The sequence below is a fragment of the Xenorhabdus japonica genome (assembly GCF_900115195.1).
GTDB classification, from domain to species: Bacteria; Pseudomonadota; Gammaproteobacteria; order Enterobacterales; family Enterobacteriaceae; genus Xenorhabdus; species Xenorhabdus japonica.
Window position 1 is genome coordinate 46,970 of record NZ_FOVO01000025.1, and the last position, 10,679, is coordinate 57,648.

The window sequence follows — 10,679 nt, forward strand, 5'->3', positions numbered from 1 at the left end:
GCAACGGGAGGAAATCATGGAACAGCAATGCAATACACACTTTTATTCAGAGATTCAGCCGCCGGAAATTCACCAAATCTGGCAATGCCTGCACCAAATTGCCGATCCAGAACTTCCTGCGCTCTCCATTACCGATCTTGGCATGATACGGGCTGTCACACCGTTACAAAATGGTTGGCGGGTGACATTTACCCCGACATATTCCGGCTGTCCTGCAACGGAATATCTAATCGAAGCCATTCAGGAAACACTGGCACAAGCAGGTTTTTCTCCGGTGTATATCGAAGTGAGTCTGGCTCCTGCGTGGACAACCGACTGGATAAAGACCGATGCCAGACAACGCCTGCGAGAATCCGGTATTGCACCACCTCAGGGGTTGATTTGTGAAAAAATGGCGAACATGGAACCCATCACCTGCCCGTATTGTGGCAGTCATGAAACAGAAAAAATCAGCGAATTTGGTTCCACTGCCTGTAAAGCCCTTTATCGCTGTCGAGATTGTTTGGAACCATTTGATTATTTCAAATGCATTTAACGAGGGATTTAACAAGGGAGTAGAAGATGTTTCACCGCCATAGCTTTCACCATCTAAGCATTGCCGCCATCGAACGGGAAACACCTGATGCCGTCACCGTTACCCTGCATATTCCCAATGAGCTGAAAAAATATTTCTGCTATCACCCGGGCCAGCACCTGACACTCAAGGCAAAAGTGGGTAATGAAGAACTACGCCGCTGCTACTCCATCTGTAGCTCACCGCTGGATGGCGTATTACAAATTGGCGTCAAAGCCATTTATCAAGGCCGTTTTTCGACCTTCATCAACCAGCAATTAAAAGTCGGGGATAAGCTGGAAGTCATGCAGCCACAAGGCAGTTTTGGCCATCGCCCCAATACAGACCAACAGGGACATTATTTGTCCATTGCCGCCGGTTCGGGTATCACCCCCATTCTATCTATCATCAAAAGTACGCTGGCATTGGAACCGAATAGTACCTTCACCCTGATCTATGGTAATCGCACCAGCCGCTCCGTCATGTTCAAAGAGGCGTTAGCCGATCTCAAAAATCGCTACCTGACCCGTTTTCAGGTGCTGTACCTGTTCAGTCAGGAAACCACCGATAGCCCACTGTTTAACGGACGCATTGATACTGAACACCTGCACCGCATCGGCAAAACTCTGCTTAATTTTTCTCAGTTTGACCATGCTTTTCTCTGTGGCCCTGAAACTATGTTGGATGATGCCCATTCTGCGCTGGAGCAGGCGGGAATACCTACTGAGCGCATCCATAGTGAACGTTTCAATACCGGACGCACCCACAAAGCTACGACGAATTCCCGCCCTGCCAATCTCGCAGAGCGCAGTGAAACCCGCGTAGAGATCCATTTGGATGGCCGCACCCTCCACATTGTCATGAACGCCAAAGACGACAGCATCCTAGATGCCGCATTACGTCAGGGCGCAGATTTGCCCTACGCCTGCAAAGGAGGAGTGTGCGCTACCTGCAAATGCCAACTTAAATCCGGCGAAGTGGACATGAGAGTAAACTACAGCCTCGAACCCGATCAATTGGCTGCTGGTTATATTTTAAGTTGCCAATCATGGCCGAAAGGCGATGGCGTGATTGTCGATTTTGATGTCTAGCAGCGATATCTAACAGGAATCCAACACAGATAGCGAGGAGCCGCCATGAATCAGGAGTGGATTTTATGCCACCAGCAGCAAAGAGTGCGCACACTGACCCTCAACCGACCAGAAGTACGCAACGCTCTCAGCAATGACTGCCTCGAACAACTTGTACAGCAATTGGAACTGGCAGATGCAGATAACGGCACAGGAGCGATTGTTATTACGGGATCAATGCGCTGTTTTGCTGCCGGCGCAGACCTGAAAGAACTACAGAAACAAAGCGTTGCTACAGCTATCACTGATCTCCGTCCGCAACTCTGGCAACGTTTACACCATATCAGCAAGCCTTTGATCTCTGCCGTCAATGGCTACGCGCTTGGGGCTGGCTGCGAACTGGCATTGGCTTGTGATTTAGTGATTTGTGGAGAAAACGCCCGTTTCGGTCTGCCAGAAATTACCTTAGGGCTGATACCGGGGGCGGGGGGAACACAACGACTCATTCGCAGTGTTGGCAAAGCGCTTGCTTACCAGATGGTACTAACCGGAGAAGCTATCGGTTCCCATCAAGCCCAAGAAGCGGGGCTGGTCAGCGAAGTGTGCACTGATGCCCTGACGTTAGAACGTGCAGAGCAGATCGCACAACGCATCAGTGAGTTTTCCCCTCTGGCACTGCGGGCAGCCAAAGCCTCCCTCAAAGTCGCACAAGAAACGAGCCTGTCACAAGGGTTGCTCGCCGAACGCCAACACTTTGTTGCTTTGGCGGGAACAACCGATCGGCAGGAAGGCATCACTGCCTTTCTGGAAAAACGTCAACCAATTTTCAAAGGATATTGATAGATGGAAAACATGCCAATAGTACTCACTGATATAAACACAGGTGTCCTGAGTATTACTCTCAACCGTCCAGAATGCCTCAATAGCTTTAACGAGGAACTACATCAACAACTAAGCAAGGCAATGGACATTGCTGAACAGGATGAATCCGTGCGCTGTGTCCTGCTCACAGGAACCGGACGCGGCTTCTGTTCCGGGCAAGATTTAAGTGATCGCAATTCCATCATCTCTAATGGTGATATCCCCGACCTCGGTCAATCCGTTGAACGCTACTATAATCCGCTGATCCGGCGCATGACTTCCCTGCCCAAACCCATTATCTGCGCCATCAACGGTGTAGCCGCAGGTGCTGGTGTCTCCCTTGCCCTGGCTTGTGACATTGTCATCGCATCCCGCACAGCCAGCTTCATTCAGGCTTTCTGCCGCATTGGCCTGACACCAGATTCCGGCGGTAGCTGGTTCCTGCCCCATAAAATTGGGCAAGCACGCGCCATGGGAATGGCATTATTGGGAGAAAAAATCAGCGCTGAGCAAGCACTGGATTGGGGCATGATCTGGCAAGTCGTCAAACCCGAAGAGTTGGAAGATAAAACACAGGAACTCGCCCGACACCTTGCCACCCAACCCACCGTAGCACTTGGCTGCACCAAGCAAGCGACTTATGCCGCAGTATCCAATACGCTGGATCAACAGCTTGATCTCGAACGTGATTTACAACGTCGTTGCGGACACAGTGAAGATTTCCGTGAGGGTATCAGTACATTCATGGAAAAACGCCAGCCAACGTTCAAGGGGAAATAATCATGACCACGCCTCTGCTCTACGGTCCCATAGCCGTTATTGGGGCGGGAACAATGGGTATCGGCATTGCTCAGGTCGCGGCTCAAGCAGGACATTCCGTCCTGCTGTTTGATGTCAATAGCGAAGCCGTAAGTCAGGCACTGGATAATCTACGCACCCGCCTGCATCAACGTGTGAAAGCAGGCAAAGCAGAAGCCGGCACAACAGAAGCCCTGTTACAGCGCATCACCCAAGTCAATTCATTACATGCACTGGCATCGTGTGGGCTGGTAATTGAGGCGATTGTTGAGCAATTGGAAGCTAAACAAAATCTCTTCCAGCAACTGGAATCCATTTGTTCAAACCAAACCCTGTTTGCCAGCAACACCTCATCATTGTCGATTACTGCCATTGCCCGTGTCCTGTCTATGCCACAGCGCATGGTTGGACTACATTTTTTCAATCCAGCTCCCCTGATGAGGCTGGTGGAAATCGTACAAGGTCTGGAAACATCCCCCCGAACGGTGGCAACGCTAAAAACCCTCGTGACCGACTGGAAAAAACAGCCGGTGATTTGCCGTTCTACACCGGGATTTATCGTCAATCGCATCGCCCGTCCATTCTATGCAGAAGCCTTGCGTGCACTGGAAGAGCAGATTGCAACTCCCGCCACGCTGGATGCAATCCTCAAAGAATCTGGTGGTTTTGCGATGGGTCCATTACAACTGATGGATTTGATCGGCCATGACGTTAACTACACCGTGACTGAATCCCTGTTCCATGCTTTCCACGGCGATCCTCGCTTTCAGCCTTCATTGCAGCAGAAAGAGCTGGTGGATGCCGATCATCTCGGACGCAAACGTGGTCGCGGTTTCTACGTCTATGACGTAAAGAAAAAAGATACTCAGCCACAACCCAAAATAGAACCGAAACAGAGCAAAACCCAAAAACAGCCGATGCGGATCAAAGCAACAGGGAATTGGGCAGCCTTACCTCATTTCGTTGCCTTGCTACAGAAACCAGAATTGCAGCAATACGGAATCATCTTCGAAGAAAGCAAAAATGACCGATTCCACTCCCCGACTTTACAGATTGATGACGTACTCTTGGTGCTGACCAAGGGAAGAACCTGCTCCCAGATTGCTGACGAAGTCAGAGCACCCGTAATGCAATTTGATCTTTCTGCCAATCACCAATCGGCTTCCATTATTACACTCAGTGCTGCTTGCCAGAATACGCCGCAACAAACCGCAAAAGTGATAGGCTTTCTGCAATCTCTTGGCAAGCAAGTGATTTACCTGCCGGATTACCCTGCCCTGCTAACGATGCGTACCGTCGTCATGCTGTGTAACGAAGCACTGGATGCCATCAACAAAGGGATCGCCTGTGCTGAAGATATCGATCTGGCGATGTGCCACGGGGTGAATTATCCCATCGGCCCACTGGCATGGGGTGGGCAACTGGGTTGGAAACATATTCTCAGCACACTGGAAAATTTGCAGAAATTCTATGGGGAACCCCGTTACCGTCCAGCTCCCTTGCTGCGCCAGCTGGCGGCGGGGCATACCCAATTACTCTTCCCACTGGCCAAGAACCACAAAAAAGGGGATACCCATGCAAAATAATGCCGCAAGTCAATTGGCTCGCCACCACGTTGAAATCATGTACGCTCAAGATGCCTGCGCCCAAACAATGGGAATGCATATTGAGCATATTGATGTCGGATTCGCCCGACTCAGCATGAAAATCATGCCCAACATGCTCAATGGTCATCAAAGTTGTCACGGTGGCATTCTGTTCAGTCTGGCGGATACCGCTTTCGCCTACGCCTGCAATAGTGAAGGATTGGCAGCAGTCGCTTCTGGCGGCAACATTGACTTCATCTGTCCGGCATTGGTTGGTGATCAACTGACCGCCACCGCTTCTGTTCGGCATCAAGGCAAAAAAACCGGCCTGTACGACGTGGAAATCATCAACCAGAACGGCAAAGTCGTGGCTATTTTCCGCGGTCACTCCCATCGCATCAGCCAGCCTATTTTGGATTAGAGAGAGCAATCATGACCCATGCATTTATCTGTGATGGAATCCGAACCCCCATAGGACGTTATGGCGGTACGCTATCCAGCCTGCGGGCTGACGATCTAGCCGCCCTGCCACTACGGGCATTAATGGCCCGTTATCCGGCACTGGATTGGGGACAAATTGATGATGTCATCCTCGGCTGCGCCAATCAGGCAGGGGAAGATAACCGCAATGTCGCACGCATGGCCGTACTGCTGGCGGGACTGCCAGATACAATCTCTGGTACAACAGTTAATCGATTGTGTGGCTCCGGTCTGGATGCGCTGGCCTTCGCCGCTCGCAGCATTAAATCTGATGACGCCCAACTGATTTTAACCGGTGGGGTTGAATCCATGACCCGTGCTCCTTTTGTGATGGGCAAAGCAGACAGTGCATTCAGCCGACAGGCTCAAGTCTTTGATACCACACTCGGCTGGCGTTTTATCAACCCCTTGATGCAACAACAGTTCGGCACAGACTCCATGCCAGAAACGGCAGAAAATGTTGCAGAACAGTTTCAAATCAGCCGTGATGACCAAGATGCCTTCGCCTTACGCAGCCAGCAACGTGCTGCCAGCGCGCAACAACGCGGTGTACTGGCCGAAGAAATCCTCCCTGTCACTCTGCCCCCAATCAATAAAAAAGGCGTAGCAACCGTTGTTTCACAGGATGAACATCTCCGACCAGAAACGACATTCGAACAGTTGCAACGGCTCAAAACCCCATTTCGTACTGGCGGCACGATTACCGCAGGTAACGCCTCCGGCGTCAACGATGGCGCAGCAGCGCTTATCATCGCCTCAGAAACGGCAGCATTACACCAAGGGCTTACACCACGGGCACTTATCATCGCAACAGCAACATGTGGCGTTGAGCCTCGCATTATGGGAATTGGGCCATTGCCGGCAACCCGCAAAATACTGGCACTGACAGGCTTAAACCTAAACCAAATGGATGTTATTGAACTGAATGAGGCTTTCGCCGCCCAGTCACTGGCTGTTATGCGCCAACTGGGATTACCGGATGATGCAGAACACGTAAACCCGAATGGAGGAGCCATTGCACTGGGGCACCCTCTTGGCATGAGCGGGGCTCGCCTTGCACTGACAGCCACCCTTGAACTGGAGCGACGCGCTGGTCGTTATGCCTTGTGCACCATGTGCATTGGCGTGGGACAGGGCATCGCCATGATTATTGAACGTATTTCATAGCAACGATTTAAGCAATAACGATTTATGCAGTAATGATTTATATAGAAACGCTTTTTTCAGTACCGATTTTCTTAGCAGCAATTGATACGCGATTACCTGATTTAACCAGCACCTGCACATAACAATAAACACAACCTGTTACAAACAAGTCAACAAAAGGACAGGCAACTATGAGCAACAGCGTACAAAACCTAAAAAAATCCCCTGAACAACCTCTGGACTCCATTGAGTTTGCTTCACGTGATGAAATTCAGGCGTGGCAATTTAAACAGATAAAATGGACTCTCAATCACGCCTACAATAACGTTCCCATGTATCGCCACAAATTTGATGCGGCAGGTGTCCATCCAAGTGATTTCAAGCAACTCGATGACATCACCAAATTTCCTTACACCACCAAACAAGATCTGCGGGAACACTATCCTTTTGGCACCTTCGCCGTACCAATGGAGCAGGTTGTGCGCATTCATGCTTCATCCGGCACAACGGGACGCCCAACCGTAGTGGGTTATACCCGACGGGACATCGACATTTGGTCGGAGCTGGTCGCCCGTAGCCTGCGATTTGCGGGAGCGAGTACCAAAGACAAAGTCCACGTCGCCTACGGTTATGGCCTGTTCACAGGCGGACTGGGAGCGCACTATGGTGCCGAACGACTGGGAGCAGCGGTCATTCCCATGTCTGGCGGCAACACCGAAAAACAGGCGCAACTGATTATGGATTTCAAGCCTGACATTATCATGATGACACCTTCTTACTGCCTGACTTTACTGGATGAACTGGAACATCAAATGGGTGGGGATGCCAGCACATGCTCCTTGCGTATTGGCATCTTTGGTGCAGAACCTTGGACGGCCGCTTTGCGTGCGGAGATTGAAACACGCATGGGCATCAAAGCATTGGATATCTACGGCCTGTCCGAAGTGATGGGGCCGGGCGTTGCGATGGAATCATTGGAATACGCTGACGGCTCCACCATTTGGGAGGATCATTTTTATCCTGAAGTGATTGATCCTGACAATCTGAATAATCTGGCCGATGGCAAAACCGGCGAACTGCTCCTCACTACCCTGACCAAAGAAGCCATGCCCGTGATCCGTTACCGCACCCGCGACCTGACACGTTTATTACCCGGTACAACACGTAATATGCGTCGTATGCACAGGATCACCGGACGTTCGGATGACATGCTGATTATCCGTGGCATCAACGTGTTCCCATCACAGGTAGAAGAACAGATTATCCGCTTTAAGGAACTCTCTCCTCACTATCAGCTGGAAATACATCGCAAGGGCAACCATGACTGCCTGTCAGTCAAAGTTGAACTGAAAGAGCCAAACCTGCTAAACCATGAACAGAGTTGCAACCTCTGTCATCAGTTGCGCCATCACATAAAATCAATGGTAGGACTTAGCACAGATGTCAGCATCGTCAACTGTGGTGTCATTCCTCGCTCAGAAGGCAAGGCGGTGCGGGTCATCGACAATCGGCCACGCAAATAACCTTTTGCCACCGCAAGTTAAATAATGTGAAACGACGGTGGTCTTATAGTTATGCTAATGTCATGACACACTTTTGAGTAGATCACAAAAAATATGGCACACAAACTCGACGACTTTATTCAGCACGCCCTCAATGCACAGCCTATCAGCGGAACATCGCTGATCATCTCCTTATACGGAGATGCGCTCAGTCACCGTGGCGGTGAAGTCTGGCTTGGTAGTTTGAGTCTCTTGCTGGAACCGATGGGCTTCAGTGACCGTTTCGTGAGAACATCCGTATTCAGGCTACAAAAAGAGGGATGGCTTGCGGTAGAAAAGCTGGGACGACGCAGTTATTACCGCATCGCTGAACGAGGCATGAATCAGTTTCGTTATGCAGAGAGCAAAATCTATCTCAGTGAGCAACCGGAATGGGATGGCAAATGGGATCTACTACTACTCGAAAGCGTCGCCAAAAACGAGCGTAATCGCCTGAAAAAAGAGCTGGACTGGCTTGGATTTGCGCAACTCAACACAACACTGATGGCCGCACCAAGCAGCGCACAAAGAGATATCCCCGCCCTGCTGGGGGAACTGAACGCCAGCGATTCCGTCATCTACTTCCGTGCTGATTATCCTTACCCGCGTTCGGAGCAGAGCCTGAAAGAACTTGTCTCTATCAATTGGTCACTGGAACAGATATCGCAGCACTATCACGAATTTATCGTTTCCTTCCGCCCGTTAATGGCCCTGCTGCGGGATTGCCATGAAGCCGACCTGACACCAGAACGTTGTTTCCAATTGCGCCTGTTGTTAATTCATTTTTACCGCCGCATAGTACTGCGTGATCCAATGCTACCGGACGCGCTTCTGCCCACACAATGGGAAGGGCTGATTGCCCGTAACTTGTGTATAAATATTTATCAGCACATTGACCTTGCAGCGACGCGTTACGTCAGTGAACGTTGTGAAACAACCATCGGTCAACTACCTCAACCCACCGCAGCGTATTACCGACGGTTTGGTAGTTCACACAGTGAAATGCTTGCACAGTGAAATTGATGAATGTGCAAATTACTGGTCATTCTCAATGCAATGGTAAAGTCTCGTTTTTATCCTGCTGTTGTCCCGCTACTGGCTTTTGCTGGTTTATCTGTCGGCGGTCAGTTGGAAGAGCTGAAAAAGATATCTTGGAAAGTTATCGTCATTTTCATGGTCGTTTCCACCTGCTGCTGCTTCTATCATTGCTCAAATTGGATTCAGCATAAAAGGGGTAATCTAGTGGATAAGAATCAATATAACATCAGTGAAAAACTGTTTGAATTGAACTCATTCAGCAAAAAGACACGTCAGGATTTACATAAAATCCCTGAATTATCCGGTCAGGAATTTAAAACATCCCAATAGTGCCGTGATTTGGTCATGCATTCAATCTGTTGATTTTTATGTATAATCAGCATTTTCTCGGAGAAATGAAATGGTGACGGTAGAAGTAAAATGTCGATTTTGTCAGCAAGTTGAATACGTCAAAAACATGGCAAAGGCGAGGCAGGACATCAACGCTATCGCTGTTTCTCCTGCCAACGAACCTTTCAACTCGAGTACGCCTATCGGGCGTGCCAAGCCAGTATAAAAGAACAAGTCATTGACCTTACCATGAACAATGCCGGTATCCGTAGTTGATGAAGTGTGGTCATTTGTCGGCAATAAAAAATGCCGGCGCTGGTTATGGTCTGCTTGGGAGCCTCGTCTGAAACGTATCCTTGCTCATACGTTTGGAACGAGAAGCAAAAAAACACTCAAAAAGCTCGCTTCGTTCAATATTGTTTTCTGGGGTACAGATAATTTCAAGGCTTACAATCTATTGCCTAAAAATCAGCACCTTGTTGGAAAAACCTTCACTCAACGTATTGAGCGGGAGAATTTGACATTGCGCAACCGACTTAAACGGCTCAATCGAAAGACCCTGGGTTATTCTAAATCGCCGGAAATGCATGATAAAGTCATCAGAACTTTCATTGAACGTGAATACTATATTTAACACATATCAACAGGTTAAATACACGCCCCAGGGGATTGATAAAATCACTAATGTACTGTCAGTCGGGCATGATAGTGATAAGTTCAAAATCCTAAAGAGGTGAAAATAGTGCATTTGTAGGTGCACAATTGGATCTAATTTTAACAGGAGAATTGAATGTTAAATTTGGCTGGGCATCTGATGAAAAAGGAGATTGGTCTTTTAAAAAAGATGGCGTACTCGAGGCTGGATTTGGCATTAAAGCTGAAACTAATATTCGCGGAGGGGTGAGTTATTATGCCATTTATGGTTATGTGGACGCGACGACCAAGGCTGATGCAAAATTACTGGTAGCACTGGAATCAAAACCCAAAAATTTAGATTTGGTTCTTTATCATGATGGAATTAAGGCATCGGTGGATTTTGCTTTTGGTGTGGGAAAAGATAAGTCTCGTGATGGTAAATTTAAATCAACTGTAAATATAGAAAAAAAAGAAGGAATAGGGAATGAATGGGTATTTCAAAAACCACTGTCTACGTGATAAATCATCCTATTGAGTTTCTTTGAGCTAAATAAGCTTTCAAAATAGTAGATCACTTGAAGGGAACTCAGTCCAATTTTTGCGATCTGATTAATCGCCAAATCAAAAAAATCCCAAAATG

The 10,679-nt window shown here is 48.8% G+C and carries 11 protein-coding genes and 1 pseudogene; all 12 read left to right on the forward strand.

Annotated elements, in window-relative coordinates; all coding sequences use genetic code 11:
• Positions 1-16 precede the first annotated feature (16 nt).
• Positions 17-535, forward strand: coding sequence for a 1,2-phenylacetyl-CoA epoxidase subunit PaaD (gene paaD / locus BM135_RS10895; RefSeq protein ID WP_092519750.1), 519 nt, complete (start codon positions 17-19; stop codon positions 533-535).
• A gap of 26 nt (positions 536-561) precedes the next feature.
• On the forward strand, positions 562-1,644 hold the full coding sequence (paaE, locus tag BM135_RS10900; protein WP_092519751.1) for a 1,2-phenylacetyl-CoA epoxidase subunit PaaE: 1,083 nt from the start codon (positions 562-564) through the stop codon (positions 1,642-1,644).
• A 45-nt stretch (positions 1,645-1,689) separates the two neighbouring features.
• Positions 1,690-2,463 carry a 2,3-dehydroadipyl-CoA hydratase PaaF gene (gene paaF, locus BM135_RS10905; protein ID WP_092519752.1) on the forward strand — a complete coding sequence of 258 codons (774 nt, stop codon included), beginning with the start codon at positions 1,690-1,692 and terminating at the stop codon, positions 2,461-2,463.
• A 3-nt stretch (positions 2,464-2,466) separates the two neighbouring features.
• Positions 2,467-3,264, forward strand: a complete 798-nt coding sequence (paaG, locus tag BM135_RS10910; protein ID WP_092519753.1) for a 2-(1,2-epoxy-1,2-dihydrophenyl)acetyl-CoA isomerase PaaG — start codon at positions 2,467-2,469, stop codon at positions 3,262-3,264.
• 2 nt (positions 3,265-3,266) lie between these two features.
• Positions 3,267-4,868: a 3-hydroxyacyl-CoA dehydrogenase gene (locus BM135_RS10915; RefSeq protein WP_092519754.1), complete on the forward strand. Its 1,602-nt coding sequence runs from the start codon at positions 3,267-3,269 to the stop codon at positions 4,866-4,868.
• Positions 4,858-5,289 (forward strand): hydroxyphenylacetyl-CoA thioesterase PaaI, encoded by a 432-nt coding sequence (gene paaI, locus BM135_RS10920; protein WP_092519755.1) that lies wholly within the window; start codon positions 4,858-4,860, stop codon positions 5,287-5,289. The genes BM135_RS10915 and paaI overlap by 11 nt, the downstream gene beginning before the upstream one ends.
• Before the next feature lie 11 nt (positions 5,290-5,300).
• Positions 5,301-6,515 (forward strand): 3-oxoadipyl-CoA thiolase, encoded by a 1,215-nt coding sequence (pcaF, locus tag BM135_RS10925; RefSeq protein WP_092519756.1) that lies wholly within the window; start codon positions 5,301-5,303, stop codon positions 6,513-6,515.
• Between the two features lie 170 nt (positions 6,516-6,685).
• Positions 6,686-8,017, forward strand: coding sequence for a phenylacetate--CoA ligase PaaK (gene paaK / locus BM135_RS10930; RefSeq protein ID WP_092519757.1), 1,332 nt, complete (start codon positions 6,686-6,688; stop codon positions 8,015-8,017).
• Between the two features lie 93 nt (positions 8,018-8,110).
• Positions 8,111-9,052 (forward strand): phenylacetic acid degradation operon negative regulatory protein PaaX, encoded by a 942-nt coding sequence (paaX, locus tag BM135_RS10935; RefSeq protein ID WP_092519758.1) that lies wholly within the window; start codon positions 8,111-8,113, stop codon positions 9,050-9,052.
• 9 nt (positions 9,053-9,061) lie between these two features.
• A complete protein-coding gene (locus BM135_RS17500; RefSeq protein ID WP_175486088.1) occupies positions 9,062-9,403 on the forward strand; it encodes a hypothetical protein in 342 nt (113 codons plus the stop codon).
• Between the two features lie 70 nt (positions 9,404-9,473).
• Positions 9,474-10,037 (forward strand): annotated as a pseudogene (locus BM135_RS10940) (IS1 family transposase).
• A gap of 128 nt (positions 10,038-10,165) precedes the next feature.
• Positions 10,166-10,558: a hypothetical protein gene (locus tag BM135_RS10945; RefSeq protein WP_092519759.1), complete on the forward strand. Its 393-nt coding sequence runs from the start codon at positions 10,166-10,168 to the stop codon at positions 10,556-10,558.
• The last annotated feature ends 121 nt before the right edge of the window (positions 10,559-10,679 follow it).

Bases quoted from the DNA above. Each gene is read 5' to 3' on its own strand.
- paaE (WP_092519751.1), top strand. From the start codon at position 562: ATGTTTCACCGCCATAGCTTTCACCATCTAAGCATTGCCGCCATCGAA.
- BM135_RS10915 (WP_092519754.1), top strand. From the start codon at position 3,267: ATGACCACGCCTCTGCTCTACGGTCCCATAGCCGTTATTGGGGCGGGA.
- paaG (WP_092519753.1), top strand. From the start codon at position 2,467: ATGGAAAACATGCCAATAGTACTCACTGATATAAACACAGGTGTCCTG.
- paaX (WP_092519758.1), top strand. From the start codon at position 8,111: ATGGCACACAAACTCGACGACTTTATTCAGCACGCCCTCAATGCACAG.
- paaI (WP_092519755.1), top strand. From the start codon at position 4,858: ATGCAAAATAATGCCGCAAGTCAATTGGCTCGCCACCACGTTGAAATC.
- pcaF (WP_092519756.1), top strand. From the start codon at position 5,301: ATGACCCATGCATTTATCTGTGATGGAATCCGAACCCCCATAGGACGT.
- BM135_RS17500 (WP_175486088.1), top strand. From the start codon at position 9,062: ATGTGCAAATTACTGGTCATTCTCAATGCAATGGTAAAGTCTCGTTTT.
- paaD (WP_092519750.1), top strand. From the start codon at position 17: ATGGAACAGCAATGCAATACACACTTTTATTCAGAGATTCAGCCGCCG.
- paaF (WP_092519752.1), top strand. From the start codon at position 1,690: ATGAATCAGGAGTGGATTTTATGCCACCAGCAGCAAAGAGTGCGCACA.
- paaK (WP_092519757.1), top strand. From the start codon at position 6,686: ATGAGCAACAGCGTACAAAACCTAAAAAAATCCCCTGAACAACCTCTG.